The organism is Streptomyces sp. NPDC050528, assembly GCF_044457795.1.
Taxonomy (GTDB): Bacteria; Actinomycetota; Actinomycetes; order Streptomycetales; family Streptomycetaceae; genus Streptomyces.
The window spans coordinates 67,337-91,959 of the sequence record NZ_JBITHH010000021.1; the positions used below are offsets into that span (position 1 = coordinate 67,337).

Here is a 24,623-nt window from a genome sequence, read left to right on the forward strand (position 1 = left end):
CGAAGCCCGCCGGTGTGTGGTTCTGCCGGTCGGACGCTTCCCTAGCGGGGCCTTAGCTCAGTTGGTAGAGCGCTGTCTTTGCATGGCAGATGTCAGGGGTTCGACTCCCCTAGGCTCCACATCCCGCACCGGCCGGTCGCCCTCAGTGGCGCCCGGCCGGTGTTTCTTTGTGCCCAAGAAGTGACGTGCGTCACGTAAAGGGCGACTCTTCGTTGCAGTTGTTTGCGCAAATATCGATGCCGGGTGGAGTTCGTGGGGCGTCGAACCGGCCGTCGGCGCGATGTGGGGATGGTGTGCCCGCGTGTGCGGAAGGTGTGTGAGCTGGTGTGAATACGGACGTGTAATCAGGGGTGTGCGGTCCGTTAAGGCCGCCTGTGCGCTGCTTGTACACCCAGGGCGTTGCAAACGTCATCGCGGCAACTTGCGTAAATCAAGAAGTCAAGGGCGTCCGCCAAGCCGCTGACTGTTCCACGTGAAACCCGGTGACAGTTCCACGTGAAACATCGCTGTGGGGCAGGAGACCCTCAAGTCTCCTGCCCCACAGCGATGTTGAAAGTGCGTCGGACGTCAGTGGATGCGCGTCGCGTCAGCGGTGTTCGTCGCTCTCGGCGGCCTCGTCCTCGGCCTGCTTGGCCTCGACCTCGGGGTCGAGAACGGCCTCGGGGCTGCCGTCCACCGAGGTGAGGTGTCCCGTCTCGGGTACCTCGGTCGCGGCGGGCGGTTCGACCAGCCAGTCGGGGTTGGCCTGCTTGTCCCACCACTTCCAGGCGGCGAAAGCGCCGCCCGCCAGGATGCCCAGAACCGCCAGCCCCTTCGCGAGTCGGCCGGCCCTCGCCCGCCGCTCGTGCTTGCGGACCAGCTTCTGGATCTCCTTGGGCGAGACCTGGCCGCGCAGCGCGGCGAACGCGGCCGCACCGCGCGCGGCGGCCTCGTCCTTGACCGGGCCTGCGGCGGCGACCGCCTGCTCGATCCTCGGCCGTGAGTACTCGGCGGCCTGCTGGGCAGCCTTGCGGGTACGGACGGCGGCCTCCTGGGCGGCCTGGTCGACCTTCGGCGGTACATGAGTACGGGCCTGTTCAAGGCGCGGCACGACGTGGGCGCCGTACTGGACGCGGGCCTGGTCTGCGGCCAGCGACACCTTGGGCGCGAGTCGTACGCGTGCCTCATGGGCGTAGTACGAGGCCTTGTCCTTGGCCGTGTCGGCGTAGGGCGCCACCACTTCCGCGGCGTGCAGCACGCTGTCCTTCGCCGAACCGGTCGCGGAGCGCACGCTGTCGATGCGGGTCACGGGGTTCCTCCTCCTCGGTGGCGGTACGGTATTTCGTCTATCCACCCATTTACGGATCATGCCTGCCAACGGGCTACGGGGCATGTAGAGGGCGGGCATCCGGGTCACGATCACGTGCAATAACGGATGAATACGAGGGAACGGGAGCTTGTCGTCGACAATGCCACGGATCCCCGTGCCGTGCCCCTGTCCCGGAGCCACTCGGCCGGATTTCTGCAAGCGGATCCTGTGGAATCGCCCCGAGAGAAGGCCATCGGGCGACGCGACCCGACCAGCGTGCGAGGATCTGGGGGTCACAGGAAGACAACGGAAGGCAGATCGTGGCCGAGCAGCTCTACGCCACCCTGAAGACCAACCTCGGCGACATCGAAGTCCGGCTGCTGCCGAACCACGCGCCCAAGACGGTCAAGAACTTCGTCGAGCTCGCCACGGGTGAGCGTGAGTGGACCAACCCCACCACCGGTGAGAAGTCCGCGGCCAAGCTCTACGACGGCACGGTCTTCCACCGGGTGATCAAAGGCTTCATGATTCAGGGCGGGGACCCGCTGGGCAACGGCACGGGTGGCCCGGGCTACCAGTTCGAGGACGAGTTCCACCCCGATCTGCGGTTCGACAAGCCCTACCTGCTGGCCATGGCCAACGCCGGGCCGGGCACCAACGGCTCGCAGTTCTTCGTCACCGTCTCCCCGACGGCCTGGCTGACCCGCAAGCACACCATCTTCGGTGAGGTCACCGACGCGGCGAGCCAGAAGGTCGTGGACACGATCGCGGCCACCGACACCAACCCGCGCACCGACCGCCCGGTGAAGGACGTCATCATCGAGTCGGTCGTCGTCGAGACCCGCTAGGACCGAACACCGGTCCTTACCGCCGGGAACCAAACGCCCCGTTCATCCGTAAGGATGGGCGGGGCGGTGCATTGCGTACGAAGGATTGAGGGGACCCCATGGACCAGGCGCCAGGCAGCCCGACGGGCCCGGAGGAGCAGCGGCCCCCGGACGGCCAGAGTCTGCCGGTCTGTTATCGCCACCCGGACCGGGAGACCGGCGTCCGCTGCACCCGCTGCGACAAGCCGATCTGCCCCGAGTGCATGGTCAGCGCCTCGGTCGGTTTCCAGTGCCCCGAGTGTGTGCGCGGCGGTTCCGGCACGGGTCACGCCCCGACCGCGGCCCAGCCCCGCACGATCGCCGGTGGCACGGTGGCGGCGGATCCGCGGCTCGCGACCAAGGTCCTGATCGGTCTCTGCGTCGCCTTCTATGTGGTCCAGCTGGCGGTGGGCGACCGTTTCACCGAGCGCCTCGAACTCCTCGGCCAGGCCTACGTCCCGCTCTTCGGCTCCGTCGAGGGCGTCGCCGAGGGCCAGCCGTACCGGCTGCTGACCGCGATGTTCCTGCACGCCAGCCCGATTCACATCATCTTCAACATGCTCAGCCTGTGGTGGATCGGCGGTCCCCTGGAGGCGGCCCTCGGCCGTGCCCGCTATCTCGCCCTGTACTTCGTCTCGGGTCTCGCGGGCAGTGCGCTCACCTACCTCATCGCCGCCCCGAACCAGCCTTCGCTCGGTGCCTCCGGTGCCATCTTCGGGCTCTTCGGTGCGACCGCGGTCCTGATGCGCCGGCTCCGGTACGACATGCGGCCGGTCATCGCCCTGCTGGTGATCAACCTCATCTTCACCTTCGGCTGGGCCAACATCGCCTGGCAGGCCCACATCGGCGGCCTCGTCGCCGGCGTGATCACCGGGTACGCGATGGTGCACGCCCCGCGGGAGCGGCGGGCCCTGATCCAGTACGGCACCTGTGCGGTCGTACTCGTGGTCGTCGTGGTGTTGACGCTGATCAGGACGGCTCAGCTCAGCTGATATCAAACCGTTGTCCACAGTCTGTGGCGGATCTTGTGCACACCGTGCGGGAACAGCTGTGCCCCCTGTCGCTGACCCGTGTTTATGCAGGTCAGGCAGGGGGCGAACAGGCTTGCGGTTGCCGGTGTGTCAGTCACACCAGCGTCAACACCCGGTGGGTTATCCACAGATCGTCGTTCTTTTTCCCCAGGCTCGCTGTGGATACTTCTCTGGCCTGTGGATAACTCAGCGGAAAGCCGTGGGCAGAGCTGCGTTCACCGAGTGGTGGCCGCAGCTTCGACCGCTGCTCCCGCCGCTACTTCCACTGCGTGGAGACGCCGAACCCGGCGGCGATGAAGCCGAAGCCCACCACGATGTTCCAGTTGTCCAGGCTGTCGATGGGCATGGAGCCGTCGGTGACGTAGAAGACGACGATCCAGGCCAGCCCGATGACGAACATGGCCAGCATGACCGGTGCGACCCAGGCACGGCTGTTCAACTTGATGGCGGTCGCCGCTTTCGCCGGCGGCGGCGTGTAGTCGGCCTTCTTGCGGATACGTGACTTCGGCACGAGGGTCTCTCCTGTCGATGCGCTGCGTGGCCGCGCAGGGAACTGGGGCGGGCTCCGGGGCAGCGTACAAGGGGACACTGAGTGCTCCCCCGGGCGTCCGTTAGCGTAGTGCTTCCGCGGCGCCGAAGGAGATAAGGGTACGTTGAGCAATTCTGCCGACTCCCCCGGGACGGGTCCCAGTCCTGCCCGTATCCGCCGTTTCCGTCCGGTCCGGATTCTCACGGTGGCCGTCTTCGCCCTCGCGGGACTCATCTTCTTCACCAGTTTCAACACGGCCAAGGGCACCAACATCCGCACGGACGCCTCCTTGCTGAAGCTGTCCGACCTCATCCAGACCCGCAGCCAGAAGAACGGCCGGCTGAACGACGCCAACGGGGTCCTGCGCGACGAGGTCGATGCCCTCCGTAAGGAGGACGACACCAGCACGGGCGCCGACGACGAGAAGCTCACCAAGCTGGAGCAGACCGCGGGCGCGCAGCGGCTCAAGGGCAAGGCCCTCACCGTCACCCTGAACGACGCCCCGCCCAACGCCACCGCCAAGCTCCCCGGCTACCCCGAGCCGCAGCCCGACTACCTGGTCATCCACCAGCAGGACCTCCAGGCCGTCGTGAACGCCCTCTGGCAGGGCGGCGCCAAGGGCATCAAGGTCATGGACCAGCGGCTGATCGCGACCAGCGCCGTGCGCTGCGTGGGCAACACCCTGATCCTCCAGGGCCGGGTCTACTCACCGCCGTACAAGATCACGGCGGTCGGGGACCCCGGGAAGCTGCAGGCGGCGCTGACGGCGTCCAAGGCGATCCAGAACTACAAGGTGTACGTCGACGTCTACGGGCTCGGGTGGAAAGTGACCGACGACGGGACGGTGACTCTTCCCGGGTACTCGGGCACAGTGGATCTGCACTACGCGAAGCCAGTGGAGTAGGCGTCCGTACGGGAGCTGCCGGTGCGCGTGATCGTCAGGAGCGTCAGCGAACTCTGCATCACCGTGGGCACCCTGATCGTCCTCTTCGTGGTCTACGTGCTGTTCTGGACCGGTGTGAAGGCCGACCGCACGATGAGCGACCAGGTCGAGCAGTTGCAGAACCAGTGGTCGCGGCAGACCGTGCACCCGAAGGCATCCCCCGCGCCCGCCGCCTCGGCCGCTCCGGCGAAACCGGCCGCGTACAAGGACGGGAAGCCTTTCGCGATCATGTACATCCCGCGGCTTGGTTTCACGTGGAACAAGCCGGTCCTTGAGGACACCGCCGTGGACACCTTGAAGAAGGGGCTCGGGCATTACGCGGGCACCGCGCAGTTGGGGCAGGTCGGGAACTTCGCTGTGGCGGGGCACAGGCGGACGTACGGCAACCCCTTCGTGAACTTTCCGAAGCTGCGTGCGGGTGACGCGGTGGTGCTGACGGACGGGACCACCTGGTTCACGTATCGGATCGACAAAGGGCCTTACAAAACAGTGCCCACCGACATTGAGGTGATCGATCCTGTGCCACGTAAGTCCGGGTACACGGCCTCGGGCCGCTATCTCACGCTGACCACGTGCGATCCGGAGTGGGGGCACAGCCACCGGCTGATCGTCTGGGCACACCTGGACTCCACACAGCCTGTGGAGGCCGGGAAACCAGCCGCGCTGCGCCGTTAGTCTGGTGACGTACGGCGTGAGTCTGGTGCCGTGGCGCGACGGAAGGGACGGCATGTACGGCTGGATCTGGCGGCATCTGCCGGGCAACGTGTGGGTCAAGGCGCTGATTTCGCTCGTCCTGACCCTGGCCGTGGTCTACATCCTGTTCCAGTACGTCTTCCCGTGGGCCGAACCGCTGCTGCCCTTCAACGATGTGACGGTGAACAACCAGTGAGTGCACGGATTCTCGTCGTCGACAACTACGACAGCTTCGTCTTCAACCTGGTCCAGTACCTGTACCAGCTGGGCGCCGAGTGCGAGGTGCTGCGCAACGACGAGGTGTCGACGGCGCACGCCCAGGACGGCTTCGACGGCGTCCTCCTCTCGCCCGGCCCCGGCACCCCCGAGGAGGCCGGCGTCTGCATCGAGATGGTGCGCCACTGCGCCTCGACCGGGGTGCCCGTCTTCGGAGTCTGCCTCGGCATGCAGTCGATGCAGGTGGCCTACGGCGGCGTTGTGGACCGCGCCCCCGAACTGCTGCACGGCAAGACCTCGCTCGTCGAGCACGAGGGCAAGGGCGTCTTCGCCGGACTGCCCTCGCCCTTCACGGCGACCCGCTACCACTCGCTGGCGGCCGAGCCGGGGACGGTCCCGGCCGAACTCGAGGTCACCGCGAGAACGCACGACGGCATCATCATGGGCCTGCGCCACCGCGAACTGCCCGTCGAGGGCGTCCAGTTCCACCCGGAGTCGGTGCTCACCGAGCACGGCCACCGGATGCTGGCCAACTGGCTGGTGGAGTGCGGCGACCAGGGTGCCGTGGCGAGGTCGGCGGGGCTCGCCCCGGTGGTGGGCAGGGCCACGGCGTGACCGCGCTGCGCCCCGAGCGCGAGTCCGAGGCCCCGTACGGGGAGCAGGCGTACGGGGAGCAGGGCGGGTTCGACCAGTGGCACGGCACGCAGGCGCCGGGCGCGCCCGGGGTGCCGTACGGTCCGATCGACGAAGAGACCGTCGCGCTGCGGATAGCGGACCTCCCACAGGAGCGGACGGGCCACGGACGGTCCATATCGGCGTCTGACGCCTCATCCGCCTCCTCCGCCACAGGAACCCCCACCGGCGGGCGTGCGGCCCGCAGAAAGGCCGCCAAGGGGCGGCACGGGCGTCACGGGGCCGGCGGGGCGGCTGAGGAGACCGCGGAGAGCGCCGAGTCCTCCGCACCGGGTGCCGGTGCGCCCCTCTCGCGGGTCGAGGCGCGGCGGCGGCAGCGGGCGAACAAGCCGGGGGCCGCGGTCGTCGCGAGCCGGGCGATCGGCGAGGTGTTCATCACCACCGGCGTGCTGATGCTGCTGTTCGTCACCTACCAGTTGTGGTGGACGAACGTCCGGGCGCACGCGCAGGCCGGCAGCGAGGCGAGCCAGCTGCAGAACGACTGGGCGAGCGGCAAACGCGCGCCCGGAGAGTTCTCGCCGGGGCAGGGCTTCGCCATCCTGCACATCCCCAAGCTGGACGTGGTGGCGCCGATCGCCGAGGGCGTCAGCAACAAGAAGGTGCTCGACAAGGGGATGGTCGGGCACTACAGCGAGGGCGCCCTCAAGACCGCGATGCCGGACGCGAAGACCGGCAACTTCGCGCTCGCCGCGCACCGCAACACCCATGGCGAACCGTTCCGGTACATCAACCAGCTCAAGCCGGGCGACGAGGTCGTGGTGGAGACCCAGGACACGTACTACGTCTACAAGATGACGAAGACGCTGCCCGTGACGTCGCCGAGCAACACCAGTGTCATCGACCCCATCCCCAAGGGCTCGGGCTTCACCAAGCCCGGCCGCTACATCACGCTGACGACCTGTACGCCGGAGTTCACCAGCAAGTACCGGCTGATCGTCTGGGGCAAGATGGTCGAGCAACGGCCGCGCAGCAAGGGCAAGCCGGATGCGCTCATCGAGTAGGGGCAAGTGAACGTGGCAGCGACCACCGACGACACCGAAGAGCAGACCGACACGCCCGCCTCCCCGCCGGACCGCCCCCGCGGCACCGGCCCGGTCGCGCGGGCGGTCAGTCTCTTCGGGGAACTCCTCATCACGGCGGGCCTGATCCTCGGCCTGTTCGTCGTCTACTCCCTGTGGTGGACGAACGTCGTCGCCGACCGCACGGCCGACAAGCAGGGCGACAAGGTCCGCGACAAGTGGGCCCAGGGCACGGACACCGGCCCCGGAGCGCTCGACACCAAGGACGGCATCGGCTTCCTGCACGTCCCCGCGATGAAGAACGGCGAGGTCCTGGTCGAGAAGGGCACCGAGACGAGCGTCCTCAACGACGGCGTCGCCGGCTACTACACGGACCCCGTCAAGGCCGCCCTCCCGACCACCGGCAAGACCGGCAACTTCACCCTCGCCGCCCACCGCGACGGCCACGGCGCCAAGTTCCACAACATCGACAAGCTGAAGAAGGGCGACCCGATCGTCTTCGAGACGAAGGACAAGTGGTACGTCTACAAGGTCTACGACATCCTTCCCGAGACCTCGAAGTACAACGTCAAGACCCTCGCCCAGATCCCCGTGGAGTCCGGCAAGAAGAAGGCCGGCCACTACATCACGCTGACGACCTGCACGCCGGTGTACACGTCCCGGTACCGGTACGTGGTGTGGGGCGAGCTGGTCCGCGTCGACAAGGTGGACAGCGCACGGACACCGCCGAAGGAACTGCGCTGACGGCACGGTCGTAGCGCACCGTCCTCGGCGCACCGCACGTACGAAAGAGCCCCGGCACCCTCCACAGGGTGCCGGGGCTCTTTGCGTGTCCGGGGTTATCCGTTCGAGCCGCCGAAGAGGCCGCCGTTGTTGTTGCCCCCGTTGTTGTTGCCGTTGCCGACGCTCAGGGTGGTGAGGGTGACCGTCGTGTTGTCGGGGTCCGCCTGGGTCGTCGCGCCCGGGTCCTGCTGGGTCACGAAGGCGCCGTCGCTCTGATCGCTGCCGTCGGCGAACTGGATGTTGTTGAAGCCGTTCTGCTGCAGGATCTGCTTGGCGTTCTTCACGGTCTGGCCGACGACGTTCGGGACCTGGGTCTGCGTCGACTTGCCGATCTGGATGTTGACCGTGGAGTTCTTGTCGACCTGGCTGTTGGCCTGCGGGTCGGTCGAGACGACCTTGCCGACGAGGTTGGAGTCGTTGGTGTCGACCTCGGTGCAGTTGCCGACGAGGTTGTTGGCGGTCATCTGCGCCTTGGCCTCGTCACAGGTCTTGCCGCTGACGTCCGGGACCGTGGACTTCGCCTGGGCCTTGGCGACGGTCAGGGTGATGACCGTGCCCTTCTCCACTTGCGCGCCAAGTTTCGGGTTCTGCTCCAGGACGGTACCCGGGTCCTCCCCGGACACCTTCTCCTGCGTCTCCACCTTGAACTGGTACTTGTCGGAGGTGAGCGTCGAGGTCGCGTCGTCGACGCTCTGGCCCACGACACTCGGTACGACGACCTTCGGCGCCCCGGTCGACACGACCAGGTTGATGGTGTCGCCCTTCTTGACGTCGGCGCCCTTCGCCGGGTCCTGCGAACAGACCTTGCCCTTGGGCTGGTCCTCGCAGGTCTTCTCGGTGGTGGTGACCTTCAGGTCGACGTTGGCGGCCATCGTCTTGGCCGTGTCCACCGTCTGCCCGATCAGGTTCGGCGCCGCGAAGGGCTGGTCCGCGCTGTCGTTGCCGCTGAACGCCCACTTGCCGATCAGGATCGCGCCCACCAGCACCAGGACCGCCGCCACGACCAGCAGGATCGTCGAGGTGTTCGTCTTCTTCTTCTGCTGGCGGCGCCGGTCGGGGCGGTCGTCGTAGCCGAAGCCGCCGTCGTCCGGGTTCATCGGGGGCAGCATCGTGGTGGCGCCGGCGTCCGAGCGCAGGGCCGTGGTGGCCTGGTCGTCGCCGTAGCCGCCGTAGCCGACCGAACCCATCGCCGCCGTCGCCGCGACCGGCTGGCCGTCGAGGCAGGCCTCGATGTCCATCCGCATCTCGTCGGCCGACTGGTAGCGGTAGTTGGGGTCCTTGGTGAGCGCCTTCAGGACGATCGCGTCCATCTCCGGCGTGATCTCCGGGTCGAAGACACTCGGCGGCTGCGGCTCCTCGCGTACGTGCTGGTACGCCACCGCGACCGGGGAGTCGCCCACGAAGGGCGGCCGTACCGTCAGCAGTTCGTAGAGGAGGCAGCCCGTCGAGTAGAGGTCCGAGCGGGCGTCGACCTGCTCGCCCTTCGCCTGCTCCGGGGAGAGGTACTGGGCGGTGCCGATGACCGCGGACGTCTGGGTCATCGTCATGCCGGAGTCGCCCATCGCGCGGGCGATGCCGAAGTCCATCACCTTGACCTGGCCGGTGCGCGTCAGCATGACGTTGGCCGGCTTGATGTCGCGGTGGACGATGCCGTTGCGGTGCGAGTACTCCAGGGCCTGGAGGATGCCGATGGTCATCTCCATGGCCCGCTCCGGCAGCAGCTTGCGACCACTGTGGAGCAGCTCACGGAGCGTGGAGCCGTCGACGTACTCCATGACGATGTACGGGATCGAGACCCCGTCGACGTAGTCCTCGCCCGTGTCGTAGACCGCGACGATCGCGGGATGGTTGAGCGAGGCGGCCGACTGGGCCTCCCGGCGGAACCGGGCCTGGAAGGAAGGGTCGCGCGCAAGGTCGACGCGCAGCGTCTTCACCGCCACCGTGCGGCCGAGGCGTGTGTCATGGGCGAGGTAGACCTCCGCCATGCCACCACGGCCGAGCACCTGGCCCAGCTCGTACCGGCCGCCGAGGCGACGCGGCTCTTCCATAGTTCCCTACCAGCCCTCTCCGTCGGTCCCGACCCGCACGGATGTGCGGTCGGAGGCTAGCCGTCCGGGCCTACCGTACCCGGCTGGCTTTGTGTGACCTGGCCAAGCCCGTCACCCGATACAGGACCGGTATCGCAACGTGCACCGATGTGAAGGGGACGTGAGCGGAGTCACTTCTTGCTGTCGATGACCGCCTCCATGACACTCTTCGCGATCGGGGCTGCGAGACCGCCGCCGGAGATGTCGTCACGGTTGGCGCTGGAGTCCTCGATGACCACGGCCACGGCGACCGGCGAACTGCCGTCCGGGAGCTTGGCGTAGGAGAGGAACCAGGCGTACGGGTTCTCGCTGTTGGCGACACCGTGCTGGGCGGTGCCGGTCTTGCCGCCGACGGTGACGCCGCTGATCTTGGCGTTCGTGCCGGTGCCCTTCTCGACGACCGTCTCCATCATCGACTGCAGGATCTGCGCGTTCTTCGAGGAGAGCGGCTGGCTCATCTCCTCCGGCTCGGTCTGCGCGATGGTGTCGAGGTTCGACGACTGGAGCTTGTCGACCATGTACGGCTTCATCAGCTTGCCGTCGTTGGCGACCGCGGAGGCGACCATGGCCATCTGCAGCGGGGTCGCGGCGGTGTTGTACTGGCCGATCGAGGACAGCGCGGTCTGCGACTGGTTCATGTTGTCGGAGAAGACCGAGGCGCTGGAGCGGATCGGCGTGAACTGCTCGGAGTCGAAGCCGAACTTCTTCGCCTCGGCCAGCATCTTGTCGTTGCCGAGGTCGGCGCCGACCTTGCCGAAGACCGTGTTGCACGAGTACTGCAGCGCGACGCGCAGGGTCGCGTTCTTGCAGGGGATGCTGCCCTCGTTCTTCAGCTCGGTCGTGGTGCCCGGCATGACCCACGGCAGCGGCGAGTTCGTGGCCTCGTCGGCGGACGAGTACAGGTTGTTCTCCAGCGCCGCGGACGCGGTGACCACCTTGAAGGTGGAGCCCGGCGGGTAGGTCTCGCGCAGCGCCCGGTTCAGCATCGGGTCGTTCGGGTCGTACTTCTTCTGGAGCTTCTGCCAGGCCTTGGAGTCCGTGGTGGTGGAGTTCCCCGCGAACGACGAGGGGTCGTACGACGGGTAGGACGCCAGCGCCAGGATCTTGCCGGTGGACGGGTCGAGGGCGACGACGGCGCCCTTGCCGCCCTGCTTCGACAGGCCCTTCCACGCGGCCTTCTGCGCGGCCTGGTTGAGGGTGGTGACGACGTCGCCGCCCGACTTCTGCTTGCCCGTGATCATGTCGAGGGTGTTGCGGAAGAAGAGCCGGTCGTCGGTGCCGGAGAGGATGCCGTCCTCGATGGACTCCAGCTGGTTGGCGCCGAAGGCCTGCGAGGCGTATCCCGTGACCGGCGCCCACATCGCGCCGTTCTTGTAGGTGCGCTTGTACTTCAGGTCGTTCAGCCCGGAGGTGCTGGTCTCGGTGGACCCGGTGATCGGGTCGCCGTCGACGATGATGTTGCCGCGCGGGGTGGAGTAGCGGGCGATCGTGACGCGGCGGTTCTTCGGGTCGTCCTTGAGGCCGTCGGCCTTGACGTACTGGAGCCAGTTGTCACGCAGCAGCAGGGTGAGGACCAGGAGGCCGCAGAAGAGCGCGATCCGGCGCAGGGGCTTGTTCATGACGGGCGGACCACCTGGGTCATCTCGGCGTCGGGACTGGGTGCGGGCGCGGGGGCCGGTCGGCGGGCGGTGTCGCTGATGCGGATCAGGATGCCGATCAGCGCCCAGTTGGCCAGCACGGACGAACCGCCGTAGGCCATGAACGGCATGGTCATACCGGTCAGCGGGATGAGGCCCATGACGCCGCCGGCGACCACGAAGACCTGGAGCGCGAAGGCGCCGGACAGGCCGACGGCGAGCAGCTTGCCGAACGGGTCGCGGGCGGCGAGGGCGGTGCGGACACCGCGCTCCACGATCAGGCCGTAGATCACCAGGATCGCCATGATGCCGGCCAGGCCCAGCTCCTCGCCGAAGGTGGCGAGGATGAAGTCGGAGTTGGCGGCGAAGCGGATGAGGTCGGAGTGGCCCTGGCCGAGGCCGCTGCCGAGGGTGCCGCCGGAGCCGAAGGCCCACAGCGCCTGCATCGACTGCTCGGAGTGGCCGGCCACGCCCGCCTGACTGAGCGTGTACTCCTTCATCGGGTCGAGCCAGGCCTGGACGCGCTGCTGGACGTGCGGTTCGAAGGTGGCCACGCCGACCGCGCCGGCCGCGGACATCAGCAGACCGAAGACGATCCAGCTGGTCCGCTCGGTGGCGACGTACAGCATGATGATGAACATGCCGAAGAACAGCAGCGAGGTTCCGAGGTCGGTCTCGAAGACCAGGATCAGGATCGAGATGAACCAGACGACCAGGATCGGGCCGAGGTCGCGGCCGCGCGGCAGGTAGAGCCCGATGAAGCGGCGGCTGGCCAGCGCGAGCGCGTCGCGCTTCACCATCAGGTAGCCGGCGAAGAAGATCGCGAGGACGATCTTCGCGAACTCACCGGGCTGCAGGGAGCCGAGGCCGGGGATGTTGATCCAGATCTTGGCGCCGTAGATGTTGGCCCCGAGGCCGGGCACCAGCGGCAGCAGGAGCAGCACCAGGGCGGCGAACATCGAGATGTACGTGTAGCGCTGCAGGACCCGGTGGTCCTTGAGGAAGATCAGCACGACGGCGAAGAAGGCGATGCCCAGCGCGGTGTACAGCAGCTGGCGGGGCGCGGCGTGGCCCGCCTGGCCGATGGACTGGAGCAGCTTCGACTGGTCGAGCCGCCAGATGACGACGAGCCCCAGGCCGTTGAGCAGCGTGGCCAGCGGCAGCAGCAGGGGGTCCGCGTACGGCGCGAACTTGCGTACGGCGAGATGCGCGACGCCGGCCAGCAGACCGAGGCCCAGGCCGTAACTCAGCAGCCCGGTCGGCACCTTGTCGTCGATGGCCAGGCCCACGTTGGCGTAGGCGAAGACCGGGATGACGACCGCGAACACCAGCAGTGCCAGCTCGGTGTTGCGCCGGCTCGGTGCGCCGATGGAACCGATCGTGGACGTGTGGTGCGACGGCGTGTTGGTAGAACTGCTCATCGTGTGACGGGGCCTCTCACGGCTTGCCTATTACTTGCTGCACTGCGAGACGACCTGCTGCTCTTCCTCCGAAAGGCTGGGACCGGTGCTGGGAGTCGCAGACGGGGTCGGGGACGGGGGCGTCGAGGCCGAGTTCGAAGGAGTCGGCTTCGGCGTGGCCTTGGACGTGAGCGAGGTGCTGGTGGTTCCCGTGGTGCTGCCGGGCTTGGTGGTGGCGCTCTCGCGCTCGGACTCCTTCTTGCACGCGGAGGCCTGCACCGCCAGGTCGTCGATCTTCTTCTGGGCGTCCTGGAGACCGCCCTCGGCGATCGTCGCCTTGACCTGCTTCTGCTGGTAGGGCGGGAGGTACTTGAGTTCGATGTCGGGGTGGTCCTTCTCCACCTTCGACAGCGAGACCCAGGCGAGGTCCTGGCTGATGCCCCGGTACAGCGCGACGTGTTCGCCGTTGGCGCCGACGAAGTACTGCGTCTGCGTCCAGCGCCAGCCGCCGTACAGGCCGCCGCCGATGACCGCGAGCGCGAGCACGCTGTAGAAGGATCTCTTGAACCACTTGCGGCCCTTGGAGGGCTTCACGAAGTCGTCGTCGGTGTAGTCGCCGAAGCTGCCCTCGGGGACGTAGCCGGTGGTGTCGCCGGAGCCGGGCGGGCCGAACTCGCCGCCCCCGCCGTTCTGTCCGGGCACCTGGCGGCCGAGCCCGGAGGCACGCCCGGCCGGGGTCTGCATGATGCCGTTGTCGTGCTGGTGGAGCTGGTTCTCGGCGACCGCGCCGACGATCACCGGGGTGTCCGACAGCTGCGCGGCGAGGGTGTCGCCGGTGTCGAGGTCCAGGACGTCGGCGATGATCACCGTGATGTTGTCGGGGCCGCCGCCGCGCAGGGCGAGCTGGATCAGCTCCTGCACGGTCTCCTGGGGGCCCTGGTAGCTGGCGAGGGTGTCTTCCATCGTCTGGTGCGAGACGACGCCCGACAGCCCGTCGGAACAGATCAAGTACCGGTCGCCGGCGCGGACTTCACGGATCGACAGGTCCGGTTCGACGTGGTCGCCACTGCCGAGCGCGCGCATGAGGAGGGCGCGCTGCGGGTGGGTGGTGGCCTCTTCCTCGGTGATCCGGCCCTCGTCGACCAGCCGCTGCACCCAGGTGTGGTCCTGGGTGATCTGGGTCAGCACGCCGTCGCGCAGCAAGTAGGCGCGGGAGTCGCCGACATGGACGAGGCCGAGCCGCTGCCCGGTCCACAGCAGGGCGGTCAGGGTGGTCCCCATGCCCTCCAGCTGAGGATCCTCCTCGACCATCATGCGCAACTGGTCGTTGGCCCGCTGCACGGCGGTGCCGAGCGAGGTGAGGATGTCGGAGCCGGGCACGTCGTCGTCGAGCGAGACGATGGTCGAGATCACCTCGGAGGAGGCGACCTCACCGGCGGCCTGGCCGCCCATCCCGTCGGCGATCGCGAGGAGACGTGGACCGGCGTAGCCGGAGTCCTCGTTGCCCTCGCGGATCATGCCTTTGTGCGATCCGGCGGCGAAGCGCAGTGACAGACTCATGCGCACCTCGCCCGTCGGCTCCGGGTACATCCGCACGGTGCCCACCCTCCGGTCGGGAGCGCGCCGGGGTCCGCCAGGCGGTCCGCCGCTGCGTGCTCGCTCCGCTCGCTCATTTTCGTACTACTTCCGCAGCTCGATGACGGTCTTGCCGATGCGGATCGGCGCGCCCAGCGGAATCGGTGTGGGGGTCGTCAGCCGGGACCGGTCCAGGTACGTGCCGTTCGTGGATCCGAGGTCCTCGACGATCCACTGGCCGTCGCGGTCCGGGTAGATCCTGGCATGCCGGCTGGATGCGTAGTCGTCGTCCAGCACGATCGTCGAATCGTGCGCCCGGCCCAGGGTGATGGTCTGGCCCTGGAGCGCGACGGTGGTGCCGGTGAGGATTCCCTCACTGACGACCAGTTTGGTGGGGGCGTTACGGCCCCGCCGGCCGCCCCCGCTCGGCTGTTGCTGGCGCTGCTGCGGAGGCGCCGCCTGCCGGGCGGCCTGCTGCTGCGGTCGTCCGGCTTCCCGTCGCGAGCCGCGCTGTGTGACACGCGTTCCGAACAGGTCGCTGCGGATGACCTGCACGGCCACGATCACGAACAGCCACAGTACGGCCAGGAAACCCAGCCGCATGACCGTGAGGGTCAGCTCTGACATTGCCCCCGCTTCACCCTTCGGCTTGCCGGTAAATGATGGTGGTGCTGCCCACGACGATCCGCGAGCCGTCGCGGAGCGTAGCGCGGGTGGTGTGCTGCCCGTCCACCACGATGCCGTTGGTGGACCCGAGATCCTGGATCGTCGAGGGCGTTCCGGTCCGGATCTCACAGTGCCGGCGGGATACGCCGGGGTCGTCGATCCGCACGTCGGCTTCGGTGCTGCGGCCCATCACCAACGTCGCGCGGGAGATCTGATGGCGGGCGCCGTTGATCTCCACCCAGTACCGCATCCGCGCGCCGGCCGCCGGGGCGGCGGGCGCGGGCTGGAGGTACGGCGCCGAGCCGCGGCCGCCGGGCGGCGGTGCGGCCGGCATGGGCGGCGGGGCGCTCGCGGGCGCGGCGGCGGGCGGATAGCCGTACCCGCCGGGCCGGCCCGCCGCCGGCGGTGCCGCCGGAGCGGGGGTGCCGGGAGCCTGCTGGTTGGTGGAGGAGGCGAGCGTACGGCTGCGCACCCGGTACAGACCGGTGTCGAGGTCGTCCGCCTTCTCCAGGTGGACCTTGATGGGTCCCATGAAGGTGTAGCGCTGCTGCTTGGCGTAGTCGCGCACCATGCCGGCGAGTTCGTCACCGAGCTGGCCGGAGTAGGGGCTGAGCCGCTCGAAGTCCGGCGTGCTCAGCTCCACGATGAAGTCATTGGGTACGACCGTCCGGTCGCGGTTCCAGATCGTCGCGTTGTTGTCGCACTCCCGCTGGAGCGCGCCGGCGATCTCGACCGGCTGGACCTCGGACTTGAACACCTTGGCGAAGGTGCCGTTGACCAGACCTTCGAGGCGTTGCTCGAACTTCTTCAGGACTCCCATGGGGCACCTCCTCCGTCGTCGCCGCACTGGTTGTCGTGCCGACTGCTTGGCTCGCTGCTGTGCTGACTGTCGTGCTGACTGCCTTGGTACTGCTTACTGATCGTATCCACGCGCCGGTAAATCGGCTGGTTCCCCCTTGTCGGCCCGGTCGAACTCCTTCTGCCACTACTCCCTGGCAGTACTCCCGTCAGTACTCCTGCCCAGGATCGTAGAGGGGGCCGCAGACAAGTGTCCCGCACCTGACTGTGGACCTTGGCCGCCTCCTGGGGAGATGACGGTTACCGGTACGAGGTTGATACGTGAACCGGTCCACGTTGATACGTAGCGGGGGGTGGGGGGTGTTCGGTGGGGGTTGGTGCGGTGTTCGGGTGGGGTGGGGGGGATCGGGGGGTGGGGATTGGGGTGGGGGTGTTGGTTGGAGGTGGCGGAGGTGCTGGTGGGAGCAGGTGGGGTTGTCGGAGGGGGTGGTGGGAGCGGGTGGGGTTGCCTGTGGGCTGGTGGGAGTCGGTGACGGGAGGGGCGGTCGGAGCTGGTTGCGGAGGGGCTGGTCAGAGCTGGTTGCTGGAGAGGCTGGTGGGAGCTGGTGACGGGCGATGAGCGGGTGCGGGCAGGTGGGGGTGGGTGCGGGTGAGTGCCGATGCGTGCTGATGGGGGGCTTGCGCGGGGTGTCCGGCTCAGAGGAACGGGGGGTCCTGCCCAGGGGAAAGGGATGTGAATCCACCCCGTGCACCGTGCTAATCTTCTGCATGTCGGAAGGCGCCAGCCCCCTAGGGGCAAGGGCCCGAGGACACACCCAATGCGCGGGTGGCGGAATAGGCAGACGCGCTGGATTCAGGTTCCAGTGCCCGAAAGGGCGTGGGGGTTCAACTCCCCCCTCGCGCACAGACAGAAGCCCCCCAGGTCTTAGACCTGGGGGGCTTCTTCGTGTTCACGGTGAGGTTGTTTGGCGCCGGGGGTTGGGGGAGGCGCGGTGGGGGCGGTAGGTGCGGTGTGATCGTGCTTACACGAGGGGCTGGGGGGTCTCCGACGAGGCGTCGACTTTGGGTCCGTTGATCTTCGGGAGCTACTGAAGTGTGGGCTGTCTCACTCTTCGGGATCGGTTCTGTCCGAGGTGACCGACCTGCGGCTCGAAGAGTGGTCGAGGAAACGAATCGCCAGGTCAGCGCACTACCTCTTGATCACTCAAGTCGGTGAACCATTCCATCGGGCAGAAACATGATCGCCGTGACGGAGTTCTTTCCGGTCGGAAGAGATGCTCCGCCGGAAGGGGATTGTTCATGGTCGCGCTGTATCGATCCAGGCTGTTCACGGCTCTCGCCGCCGCGTGCGCGCTCGTGCTGACGAGTTCCTCGGTGGCTCAGGCCGGCGCTGTCGGGACGACTCCTGTGCGGACCTTCGAGTACAGCGTCGGCGGTATGACGGTGAAGATCCCGACCGGGTGCCTGTTCACACACATCCTCCGCGGCGGCGGCAAGAGGATCACCTACCAGAACGCGGGCGTCGACTGCGCCTTCGTCGGTGCGCTGAGCAGCGGGTTCTGCAATTGGCGCATCGACTTCACGTATGCCGACACCAACAACAGGACCTATCGGACATCCAGGGGGCGAACGCACCCCGAGTGCAAGATCGATCCGATGAGGAACAACTCTCCCCGGACGCTGCCTCGTTATGGAAAAGCGTGCGCGCATCTCTACGTCAATGGGGCGCGGCGGGTGAGTCAGTGCCACCACATCACGAAGTGAGCCGGTCATGATCGATCAGCAGCAAGGGCGGGGGCAGGCCGGGGAGATGCGACGGCGGTCGGTCGGGGTCGTCGCATTTGTGGCGGGCCTTGTGGGGACGCTCGCCTTCTTCGCCTTTTTCCCCGGGCTTCCGCATGTCATCGACTGGGGGGCGATCATCGTCGCCGTCCTGGTGGGAGCGTTTGCCCGGTGGATCTGCCAGTCCTGGGTGGGGAAGCGGAGCAAGGGGGGCGAGTGAATCCGGGCAGGGGCCGTACGCGGTCTTGGCGCGCTCCGGGCGCGGTGCTGTTGCAGCGCGGGAAACGGACCAGGCGCCGGTATCGGTGAGCTCCGCCTCAGGTGAGGACAATCACACGGTCTTCTCACCTTAGGCGGAGGTTGGGCGCCGGGCCGAGCGCAGGGTCGGGCGCCGGGGTCAGGCGGCGAGGCGTTCCGCCAGGGCCTTGGCCTTGGTGGCCGCGTCGCCGAGGGCGCGCTCGCGGGACGCCTCGTAGAGCGGGACCAGGTCGGACATCGCCGGGTTCTGCGGAGCCATGGTCAGCTCCGGGACGATGAACTCCGCGTCCAGGCCGAGGGCGTCGACAAGGACCGCCTTCAGATAGTTCTGGACGTAGTCGTAGCCCTCGCGCGGGGTGCCCGGTCCGTACGCGCCGCCGCGGCTGGCGATCACGACCGTCGGGATGCCCTTCAGCTTGGAGTCCTCGGTGCCCGCGGTGCGGCCCATGAGGATCACGTTGTCCAGCCATGCCTTCAGGGTCGAGGGAATCGTGGCGTTGTACATCGGGGCGCCGATCAGCACCGCGTCCGCCTGCTCCAGCTCCTCTATGAGCTTCACACGCTCGGCGAAGGCCGCCGCCTGCTCGGGCGTGTGCGTGGCCGGGTCGGCGAAGCCGGCGGTGTGGGCGTCGACGGTGATGTGCGGAACGGGGTTCGTGGCGAGATCGCGGTGGATCACCGTGCCCTCCGGGTGCTGTTCCTCCCAGGACGTACGGAAGGCGTCCGCCACGGCGCGGGAGGCGGAGGCGCCGGTGGGGAACACGGAGGAGTCGATGTGCAGAAGCGTGGCCATGGGGGTCTCCAAGAGGGGGCGGGCGCGGATCGAGACGCCGGATTGAGGAGCGGGGGCGTGCGTAGGTCGAGAAGCGGGGTCGAGATACGGGGTCTAGTGCGCGCTGGGCGCGGGAGCCTCGCCACACGTCCGCTCAGTAGCTGAACTTTCGTACTCGACTATGAATAACATATGTACTTACTTTTTTTCATCCCCGTACGGGAGGGCAGTACTCTGAGGGCATGGCGGTCGAGCAGAGTCACGGCACGGAGCAGTGCAAGAAGGTCGACGACGGCATCACCCGTGTCTTCCAGCTGTTCGGAAAGCGCTGGACCGGGCCGATCGTGGCCGTCCTGATGGCACAGCCCGTCCACTTCGCCGACCTGCGCCGGGCGATCCCGGGCATCAGCGAACGCATGCTCTCCGACCGGCTCACGGAACTCGGCGCCGCCGGGCTCCTCGTCCGCGAGGTCGACGAGGGCCCGCCGCTGCGCGTCTCGTACCGGCTGACGGAGTCGGGGAAGGCGCTGGGACCGGCCCTTCGCGAACTCGGCGCGTGGGCCCAGGTGCATCTGCGCGAGGGGTGGCAGTCGGGCGGGTGTTAGGCGGGGGTGGGGCCGGGGGAGCGAGACAGGATTGGACAGGCGGGACAAGCGGGACAGGCGGACGGGCCGGGGTGGGTCGGGGTGAGCCAGGGCCGATCGCTGAGGCTTTGATCGCCGAGTCTTCGGTGCCGGCTCTTCGACTGCAGAGACCTCGACCGCAGACGCCTCGACCACCGGGGCTTCGACCACCAGGGCTTCGATCAGCGAGGTGTGGACCGCCAGGGCATCGACCGCCGGATCTCGGCCATTGAGGCGCGATCGGAGACGTCGACCGCCGGGGCCTCGATAAGTGAGGCTCGATCGGGGAGGCGTGGACCGCCGAGCCATCGATCGACGTCGCTTCGATCCCCGTTGCTTCGATCACCGTCGCTTCGACCGCCGAGCCCGCGACCAGTGGACCTTCGACCGGTCCGGCGCCAACAGTCACCGGTTTTCCACAGCCGTGGAGTTGTCCACAGGGTCTGACGTGTTTTCGCCGTCGGCTGTACGGTCGTCGCGAGTTGATGTTCGGGCGAGCGCACGTGTGAGCGTGGGTGTGGGTACGGGGGAGGCGGTCGGTATGACCGAGGCCGGTATCGGTGTGGGAAGTGTGGGCGGTGTGGGGCGCAGGCTGCCCGGGGTGAAGGGCTTCGCCACGTGGCCGGTGGAGGGATCGCCCAAGGAAGAGGGCAAGGCGCTGCGGGACAGCGTCCCGCGCAGCGCGCACGCCGCTCTCGACCTGGACGCTTCCCGCCCCGACGCGGTGACCGCGGTCGAGGAGTCCGGCCGCGGCCGTATCTCCGGGCTCACCCCGATACGCGTGGGCAGGATGGCGGCCACCCCCTTCGCGTTCCTGCGCGGTTCGGCAGGACTCATGGCCTACGACCTCGCCCGCACCCCCATGACCGGAATCGGCGCCCAGATCTGCGGCGACGCCCACGCGGCCAACTTCGGCCTGTACGGCGACGCCCGCGGCGGTCTGGTCATCGACCTGAACGACTTCGACGAGACCGTGCACGGCCCCTGGGAGTGGGACCTCAAGCGACTCGCCGCCTCGCTGGTCCTCGCGGGCCGGGAGGCCGGCGCCGACGAGGACATCTGCCGTACGGCGGCGCACGGCGCGGTGGGTTCCTACCGCCGCACCATGCGGCTGCTGGCCAAGCTCCCGGTGCTGGACGCGTGGAACGCCATCGCGGACGAGGAGTTGGTCTCCCACGCCGACGCCCGTGACCTGCTCGGCACCCTGGAGCGGGTCTCCGAGAAGGCGCGGGGCAACACGAGCGGACGGTTCGCGGCCAAGTCGACCGAGGCCGCTGAGGACGGCGGGCGCCGCTTCGTCGACGCGTCGCCGGTGCTGCGCCGGATCCCGGACGCGGAGGCCGCGGCGGTGGCGGCATCCCTGGAGGAGTATCTGGACACGCTCTCCGAGGACCGCCTCCCGCTGCTCGCCCGGCACACGGTGCACGACGTCGCCTTCCGCGTCGTCGGCACGGGCAGCGTCGGCACACGGTCGTACGTCGTGCTGCTCCTGGACCACCGTGGCGAACCGCTCGTCCTTCAGGTGAAGGAGGCCCGCCCCTCGGCGCTGGTCCCGCATCTGCTGACCACAGGGTTCGACGCGCCGTCTGTGGCGCACGAGGGTCGGCGCGTGGTGCTCGGCCAGAAGCGGATGCAGGTCGTCAGTGACATCCTGCTGGGCTGGACGACGGTCGACGGACTCCCGTTCCAGGTACGGCAGTTCCGCAACCGCAAGGGCAGCGTCGACCCGGCCGCCCTCGCCGCCGACCAGATCGACGACTACGGCCGCATGACTGGCGCCCTCCTGGCCCGGGCCCACGCCCACAGCGCCGACCCGCGCCTGGTCGCCGGGTACTGCGGCAAGAAGGACGAACTGGACGAGGCGATAGCGACGTTCGCCGTGGCCTACGCCGACCGGACCGAGGCGGACCACGCGGAGTTGGTGGGGGCGGTGCGGTCGGGGCGGATCGCGGCGGAGCTGGGGGTGTAGGCGGTTGGGGGCGGTAAGCGGTAAGCGGTAAGCGGTAAGCGGTACCGGTACCGGTGTGCGGCAAGCGGCGAGTGTGGGGAGCGGGTGTGGGGAGCGGGTGTGGACGCCTGCCGTGAATGCGGGCGGGCTGGGGGGGTGACCAAGGAGAGGGCCCTCGGACCGTCCGTCCCGGGGCGAGACCCACATCGGCGGTGACAGGACCTGTAGTTCACAGACCTGTGGTTCACATGACCCGTGGTTCACAGACCTGTGGTTCACAAGGCACCGGCAGCACCCCGATGCCCCACCCCCGCCGAGGTCACCCGTCGTCCACAAGGCCCCCGCACAGCCGACGCCCCATCCCCCGGTCGGGCCGTGGCCTACGCTGGTCGGGTGACGACCCCGGAAGCTGATCAGTCCCAGTCCGCGCCCGCCAGTGAACCGGCGCCGGAGCAGGCGGGTACCGAGGTGCCGTCCGCCGCCGGAGCCGTGGCGGGTGACGGTTCCGTGAGCGCGGGAACCGGGGGCGGTGCGGCCGACTCCGGCGAGACCGACGCCGGCCCTGTTGATGCCCACCAAACCAACGCTCACCAGGCCGACCCCCACGAGGCCCCCTCCCACCCCGTCGACGACGCCACCCCCCGGCCCGAAGAACGGCTGGAGCGGGCCGTGCGCGCCGCCGAGCAGGCGTTGATCGAGTACGAGATCGCGGTGGACACCTTCCGCATCGAGGTCGAGAACTTCTCCCGGCTGCACCACCAGAAGCTCGGCCCGATGTACACCCGCCTCGACGAGCTGGACGCCCGGATCGCCGAGGCCATGGCCGAACGCACCGGCAACCCCGAGGACATCCGCAAGGCGGACGAGGCGCGGGCCCGGGTGATGCCGATGCCCGCGGTCGAGGAGCTGTTCCACGGCTGGATGGACGGCGACGGCCTGTTCCCGGAGGCCGCGGCGATGCTCACGGACCAGCCGGTCCGGCCCCCGCAGCGGGTGCGCCCCAGCGAGGAGGCCCGCAAGCTCTACCGCGAGCTGGCCCGCAAGGCCCACCCCGACCTGGCGCAGGACGAGGACGAGCGCAAGCGGCGTGAGGAGTTCATCACCCGGGTCAACGCCGCCTACAGCCGCGGTGACGCCCCGCTGCTGCGCGAGCTGGGCGAGGAGTGGGCGGCGGGACCGGCCCCGGCCGAGCGCGGCCCGAGCCCCAGCGAGGAGCTCTACGCCCGCCTCGAATGGCTCGCCCACCGCAAGGAACTGCTCACGCTCGTCGCCCGCGAACTGGAGGAGGGCGCCATCGGCTCCATGCTCCGGATCGCCCCGGACGACCCGGACCGTCTGCTCGACGAGATCGCCGAGCAGTTGCTCGCCCAGGTCGCCGAGCGGGAGGCCGAGCTGGCGGACCTGCTCTCGCAGCCGCGCGCCTCGGAAGGCCCGTCGGGTAGCGTCGGGCCATGAGTTTCGGAACTGGTGTGCCCACGGTCGAGGTCGGCGACCTCAAGGACGGCGACTTCCTGCTGGATGTCCGCGAGGACGACGAGTGGCAGGCGGGGCACGCCACGGGGGCGCTGCACATCCCCATCAGTGAATTCGTGGCCCGGTACGGCGAGTTGACCGAGGCGGCGCCGCAGGACGGCCGGGTTCATGTGATCTGCCGCTCCGGCGGGCGTTCGGCGCAGGTCACGATGTACCTGGCCCAGCAGGGCATCGACGCGGTCAACGTCGACGGCGGCATGCAGGTGTGGGCCGCCGTGGGCCGCCCCGTCGTCACGGACGAGGGCCAACCGGGTTTCGTGCTGTAGCTGTAGCTGTAGCTGTAGCTGTAGCTGTAGCTGTAGCCGCAACTGCGGTTGGCGCGGGCCGAGTTCAGCGGTTCAGCCCAACGGATGGGCCGCCAGCAGATCCCCCAACGCCTCCTCGTGTGCCGACGCCGGGCCGAGCGACAGCTCCAGGTGCTTGGCCCAGGCGTGGTACCGGTGCAGGGGATAGTCCGTGTCCGCGCCGAACCCTCCGTGCAGATGCTGTGCCGTCTGCACGACCCGTCGTACGCCTTCCGCCGCCCAGATCTTGGCCACCGCCAGGTCCGCGGCGGCGGGCAGTGCGCCCGGTGCCCCCGAGGCGATCCGCCACGCGGCCTGCCACAGGGTGGCCTCCATCGCGCGCAGGTCGATGTAGCGGTCGGCGGCCTGGACGGCGACCGCCTGGAAGGTCGCGACGGGGAACCCGAACTGCTCGCGCCCGCTGGTGTATTCGCCGGTCATGCGCAGCACGGCGGTGCCGAGGCCGAGGGACAGCGCGCAGGTGCCGGCGGTCAGCAGGTCGCGCAGCCACTCCCAGGCGCCGTCGGCGTCGATGACGTCGACCCTTGCGATCGGTACGGACTCCAGTCGCAGTTCGCCGAGCCGCTCGCCCGTGGTGGAGATCTGCTCGGCGAGGACGACGCCGTCCCGGTCCGGGGCGACCAGCGCGAGGACGGTCCGGTCGGCGTCCGTGTGCGCCGGTACGACGACCAGGTCCGCGTTGTGCGCCCACGGCACCGCCGTCTGCACCCCGTCCAGCACCCACCGGTCACCGTCCCGCCGTGCCGTCACGGCGAGTTCGGCCGGGTCGTGGCCGGTGCGGCCGTGCGCGGCGACGGTCAGCACGAGGTCGCCGCGGCCGGCCCGGGTGAGCAGCGCTGACCTCAACTCCTCGCCGCCGTAGGCCTGTACGGTCGCCGCGGCCGCGCTGCTCTCCAGGAGCGGCACCCTGGCCAGCACCTTCGCCGACTCGCGCAGCACCAGGCACAGGGCGATCGCGTCCAGGCCCGCGCCGCCGTACGCCTCGTCGAGCAGCAGGCTCAGCAGGTCCGCCTCGGCGAGCCTGGCCCACAGCGCGCGGTCGAAGTCCTCGGCCACGGCGCCCGTCGTGTCGGCCGGACTGGGCACACCGTCCGGCACGACATCGGCGAACACCCCCGCCGCCGCCTCGGCCGCCGCCTGCTGCTCCTCGCTGAAGGTGAAGTCCACGGTCCCTGCCC

24 protein-coding genes and 2 tRNA genes are annotated in these 24,623 nt (G+C 68.7%); 16 read left to right on the plus strand and 10 right to left on the minus strand.

Annotated elements, in window-relative coordinates; all coding sequences use genetic code 11:
- The first annotated feature begins 46 nt into the window (after nucleotides 1–46).
- A tRNA-Ala gene (locus ACIBK4_RS47215) sits at nucleotides 47–119 on the plus strand.
- 467 nt (nucleotides 120–586) lie between these two features.
- Here ACIBK4_RS47215 and ACIBK4_RS47220 read toward each other — a convergent pair.
- Nucleotides 587–1,288: a DUF5324 family protein gene (locus tag ACIBK4_RS47220; protein WP_399005801.1), complete on the minus strand. Its 702-nt coding sequence runs from the start codon at nucleotides 1,286–1,288 to the stop codon at nucleotides 587–589.
- Between the two features lie 320 nt (nucleotides 1,289–1,608).
- Here ACIBK4_RS47220 and ACIBK4_RS47225 point away from each other — a divergent pair, with 320 nt between their 5' ends.
- Together ACIBK4_RS47225 and ACIBK4_RS47230 are read left to right on the plus strand one after the other, a co-directional pair.
- The gene (locus ACIBK4_RS47225; protein WP_366433231.1) at nucleotides 1,609–2,136 is read left to right on the plus strand and encodes a peptidylprolyl isomerase; all 528 of its coding nucleotides are present in this window, start codon (nucleotides 1,609–1,611) and stop codon (nucleotides 2,134–2,136) included.
- 98 nt (nucleotides 2,137–2,234) lie between these two features.
- A complete protein-coding gene (locus ACIBK4_RS47230) occupies nucleotides 2,235–3,146 on the plus strand; it encodes a rhomboid family intramembrane serine protease (protein WP_399005803.1) in 912 nt (303 codons plus the stop codon).
- 295 nt (nucleotides 3,147–3,441) lie between these two features.
- Here the strand turns inward: ACIBK4_RS47230 and crgA are convergent, their stop codons facing one another.
- Complete coding sequence (crgA, locus tag ACIBK4_RS47235; RefSeq protein WP_033285718.1) at nucleotides 3,442–3,696, minus strand: cell division protein CrgA; 255 nt, start codon at nucleotides 3,694–3,696, stop codon at nucleotides 3,442–3,444.
- A 142-nt stretch (nucleotides 3,697–3,838) separates the two neighbouring features.
- Between crgA and ACIBK4_RS47240 the strand changes: the two genes are divergently transcribed.
- From ACIBK4_RS47240 to ACIBK4_RS47265, 6 genes are read left to right on the plus strand one after another with little or no spacing between them, the layout of a single operon-like run.
- Nucleotides 3,839–4,618 (plus strand): DUF881 domain-containing protein, encoded by a 780-nt coding sequence (locus ACIBK4_RS47240; protein ID WP_399005805.1) that lies wholly within the window; start codon nucleotides 3,839–3,841, stop codon nucleotides 4,616–4,618.
- A gap of 21 nt (nucleotides 4,619–4,639) precedes the next feature.
- Nucleotides 4,640–5,332, plus strand: a complete 693-nt coding sequence (locus ACIBK4_RS47245; protein ID WP_366433228.1) for a class E sortase — start codon at nucleotides 4,640–4,642, stop codon at nucleotides 5,330–5,332.
- 4 nt (nucleotides 5,333–5,336) lie between these two features.
- Nucleotides 5,337–5,546 (plus strand): hypothetical protein, encoded by a 210-nt coding sequence (locus ACIBK4_RS47250; protein WP_366433290.1) that lies wholly within the window; start codon nucleotides 5,337–5,339, stop codon nucleotides 5,544–5,546.
- A complete protein-coding gene (locus tag ACIBK4_RS47255; protein ID WP_328933337.1) occupies nucleotides 5,543–6,181 on the plus strand; it encodes an aminodeoxychorismate/anthranilate synthase component II in 639 nt (212 codons plus the stop codon). The genes ACIBK4_RS47250 and ACIBK4_RS47255 overlap by 4 nt, the downstream gene beginning before the upstream one ends.
- Complete coding sequence (locus ACIBK4_RS47260; protein ID WP_399005808.1) at nucleotides 6,178–7,260, plus strand: class E sortase; 1,083 nt, start codon at nucleotides 6,178–6,180, stop codon at nucleotides 7,258–7,260. The genes ACIBK4_RS47255 and ACIBK4_RS47260 overlap by 4 nt, the downstream gene beginning before the upstream one ends.
- A gap of 12 nt (nucleotides 7,261–7,272) precedes the next feature.
- Nucleotides 7,273–8,022, plus strand: coding sequence for a class E sortase (locus ACIBK4_RS47265; protein ID WP_399005810.1), 750 nt, complete (start codon nucleotides 7,273–7,275; stop codon nucleotides 8,020–8,022).
- A 95-nt stretch (nucleotides 8,023–8,117) separates the two neighbouring features.
- Here the strand turns inward: ACIBK4_RS47265 and pknB are convergent, their stop codons facing one another.
- From pknB to ACIBK4_RS47295, 6 genes are all read right to left on the minus strand, one after another.
- Complete coding sequence (gene pknB, locus ACIBK4_RS47270) at nucleotides 8,118–10,109, minus strand: Stk1 family PASTA domain-containing Ser/Thr kinase (protein WP_399005812.1); 1,992 nt, start codon at nucleotides 10,107–10,109, stop codon at nucleotides 8,118–8,120.
- Nucleotides 10,110–10,279: 170 nt separating this feature from the next.
- Nucleotides 10,280–11,767, minus strand: coding sequence for a peptidoglycan D,D-transpeptidase FtsI family protein (locus ACIBK4_RS47275; protein ID WP_399005814.1), 1,488 nt, complete (start codon nucleotides 11,765–11,767; stop codon nucleotides 10,280–10,282).
- Nucleotides 11,764–13,206 carry an FtsW/RodA/SpoVE family cell cycle protein gene (locus ACIBK4_RS47280; protein ID WP_399005816.1) on the minus strand — a complete coding sequence of 481 codons (1,443 nt, stop codon included), beginning with the start codon at nucleotides 13,204–13,206 and terminating at the stop codon, nucleotides 11,764–11,766. The genes ACIBK4_RS47275 and ACIBK4_RS47280 overlap by 4 nt, the downstream gene beginning before the upstream one ends.
- A gap of 30 nt (nucleotides 13,207–13,236) precedes the next feature.
- Nucleotides 13,237–14,775 (minus strand): Stp1/IreP family PP2C-type Ser/Thr phosphatase, encoded by a 1,539-nt coding sequence (locus ACIBK4_RS47285; protein WP_399006005.1) that lies wholly within the window; start codon nucleotides 14,773–14,775, stop codon nucleotides 13,237–13,239.
- A 90-nt stretch (nucleotides 14,776–14,865) separates the two neighbouring features.
- Nucleotides 14,866–15,387, minus strand: coding sequence for an FHA domain-containing protein (locus tag ACIBK4_RS47290; RefSeq protein ID WP_019055182.1), 522 nt, complete (start codon nucleotides 15,385–15,387; stop codon nucleotides 14,866–14,868).
- Between the two features lie 10 nt (nucleotides 15,388–15,397).
- A complete protein-coding gene (locus tag ACIBK4_RS47295) occupies nucleotides 15,398–16,246 on the minus strand; it encodes a DUF3662 and FHA domain-containing protein (RefSeq protein WP_366433221.1) in 849 nt (282 codons plus the stop codon).
- A gap of 798 nt (nucleotides 16,247–17,044) precedes the next feature.
- Between ACIBK4_RS47295 and ACIBK4_RS47300 the strand changes: the two genes are divergently transcribed.
- The 3 genes from ACIBK4_RS47300 (at nucleotide 17,045) to ACIBK4_RS47310 (ending at nucleotide 18,226) form a co-directional block, all read left to right on the plus strand.
- Nucleotides 17,045–17,128 (plus strand) — tRNA-Leu (locus ACIBK4_RS47300).
- Between the two features lie 395 nt (nucleotides 17,129–17,523).
- A complete protein-coding gene (locus ACIBK4_RS47305; protein WP_399006007.1) occupies nucleotides 17,524–17,988 on the plus strand; it encodes a hypothetical protein in 465 nt (154 codons plus the stop codon).
- Nucleotides 17,989–17,995: 7 nt separating this feature from the next.
- A complete protein-coding gene (locus ACIBK4_RS47310; RefSeq protein ID WP_399005819.1) occupies nucleotides 17,996–18,226 on the plus strand; it encodes a hypothetical protein in 231 nt (76 codons plus the stop codon).
- 177 nt (nucleotides 18,227–18,403) lie between these two features.
- Here ACIBK4_RS47310 and ACIBK4_RS47315 read toward each other — a convergent pair whose 3' ends face one another.
- Complete coding sequence (locus tag ACIBK4_RS47315) at nucleotides 18,404–19,057, minus strand: FMN-dependent NADH-azoreductase (RefSeq protein WP_399005821.1); 654 nt, start codon at nucleotides 19,055–19,057, stop codon at nucleotides 18,404–18,406.
- A 221-nt stretch (nucleotides 19,058–19,278) separates the two neighbouring features.
- Here ACIBK4_RS47315 and ACIBK4_RS47320 point away from each other — a divergent pair, with 221 nt between their 5' ends.
- From ACIBK4_RS47320 to ACIBK4_RS47335, 4 genes are all read left to right on the plus strand, one after another.
- Nucleotides 19,279–19,641, plus strand: a complete 363-nt coding sequence (locus ACIBK4_RS47320) for a helix-turn-helix domain-containing protein (RefSeq protein ID WP_327402763.1) — start codon at nucleotides 19,279–19,281, stop codon at nucleotides 19,639–19,641.
- A gap of 559 nt (nucleotides 19,642–20,200) precedes the next feature.
- Nucleotides 20,201–21,628 (plus strand): DUF2252 domain-containing protein, encoded by a 1,428-nt coding sequence (locus ACIBK4_RS47325; protein ID WP_399005824.1) that lies wholly within the window; start codon nucleotides 20,201–20,203, stop codon nucleotides 21,626–21,628.
- A 372-nt stretch (nucleotides 21,629–22,000) separates the two neighbouring features.
- A complete protein-coding gene (locus ACIBK4_RS47330; RefSeq protein ID WP_399005826.1) occupies nucleotides 22,001–23,062 on the plus strand; it encodes a hypothetical protein in 1,062 nt (353 codons plus the stop codon).
- A 14-nt stretch (nucleotides 23,063–23,076) separates the two neighbouring features.
- Nucleotides 23,077–23,406 carry a rhodanese-like domain-containing protein gene (locus ACIBK4_RS47335; RefSeq protein WP_355920005.1) on the plus strand — a complete coding sequence of 110 codons (330 nt, stop codon included), beginning with the start codon at nucleotides 23,077–23,079 and terminating at the stop codon, nucleotides 23,404–23,406.
- 72 nt (nucleotides 23,407–23,478) lie between these two features.
- Here ACIBK4_RS47335 and ACIBK4_RS47340 read toward each other — a convergent pair whose 3' ends face one another.
- Nucleotides 23,479–24,612, minus strand: a complete 1,134-nt coding sequence (locus tag ACIBK4_RS47340) for an acyl-CoA dehydrogenase family protein (RefSeq protein WP_399005828.1) — start codon at nucleotides 24,610–24,612, stop codon at nucleotides 23,479–23,481.
- Nucleotides 24,613–24,623 lie beyond the last annotated feature (11 nt).

Excerpts from the sequence above, each read along its gene's own strand:
- ACIBK4_RS47230 (WP_399005803.1), top strand. The coding sequence starts at position 2,235 with ATGGACCAGGCGCCAGGCAGCCCGACGGGCCCGGAGGAGCAGCGGCCC.
- pknB (WP_399005812.1), bottom strand. The coding sequence starts at position 10,109 with ATGGAAGAGCCGCGTCGCCTCGGCGGCCGGTACGAGCTGGGCCAGGTG.
- ACIBK4_RS47275 (WP_399005814.1), bottom strand. The coding sequence starts at position 11,767 with ATGAACAAGCCCCTGCGCCGGATCGCGCTCTTCTGCGGCCTCCTGGTC.
- ACIBK4_RS47280 (WP_399005816.1), bottom strand. The coding sequence starts at position 13,206 with ATGAGCAGTTCTACCAACACGCCGTCGCACCACACGTCCACGATCGGT.
- ACIBK4_RS47285 (WP_399006005.1), bottom strand. The coding sequence starts at position 14,775 with ATGTACCCGGAGCCGACGGGCGAGGTGCGCATGAGTCTGTCACTGCGC.
- ACIBK4_RS47290 (WP_019055182.1), bottom strand. The coding sequence starts at position 15,387 with ATGTCAGAGCTGACCCTCACGGTCATGCGGCTGGGTTTCCTGGCCGTA.
- ACIBK4_RS47295 (WP_366433221.1), bottom strand. The coding sequence starts at position 16,246 with ATGGGAGTCCTGAAGAAGTTCGAGCAACGCCTCGAAGGTCTGGTCAAC.
- ACIBK4_RS47305 (WP_399006007.1), top strand. The coding sequence starts at position 17,524 with ATGGTCGCGCTGTATCGATCCAGGCTGTTCACGGCTCTCGCCGCCGCG.
- ACIBK4_RS47310 (WP_399005819.1), top strand. The coding sequence starts at position 17,996 with ATGATCGATCAGCAGCAAGGGCGGGGGCAGGCCGGGGAGATGCGACGG.
- ACIBK4_RS47315 (WP_399005821.1), bottom strand. The coding sequence starts at position 19,057 with ATGGCCACGCTTCTGCACATCGACTCCTCCGTGTTCCCCACCGGCGCC.
- ACIBK4_RS47320 (WP_327402763.1), top strand. The coding sequence starts at position 19,279 with ATGGCGGTCGAGCAGAGTCACGGCACGGAGCAGTGCAAGAAGGTCGAC.
- ACIBK4_RS47325 (WP_399005824.1), top strand. The coding sequence starts at position 20,201 with ATGACCGAGGCCGGTATCGGTGTGGGAAGTGTGGGCGGTGTGGGGCGC.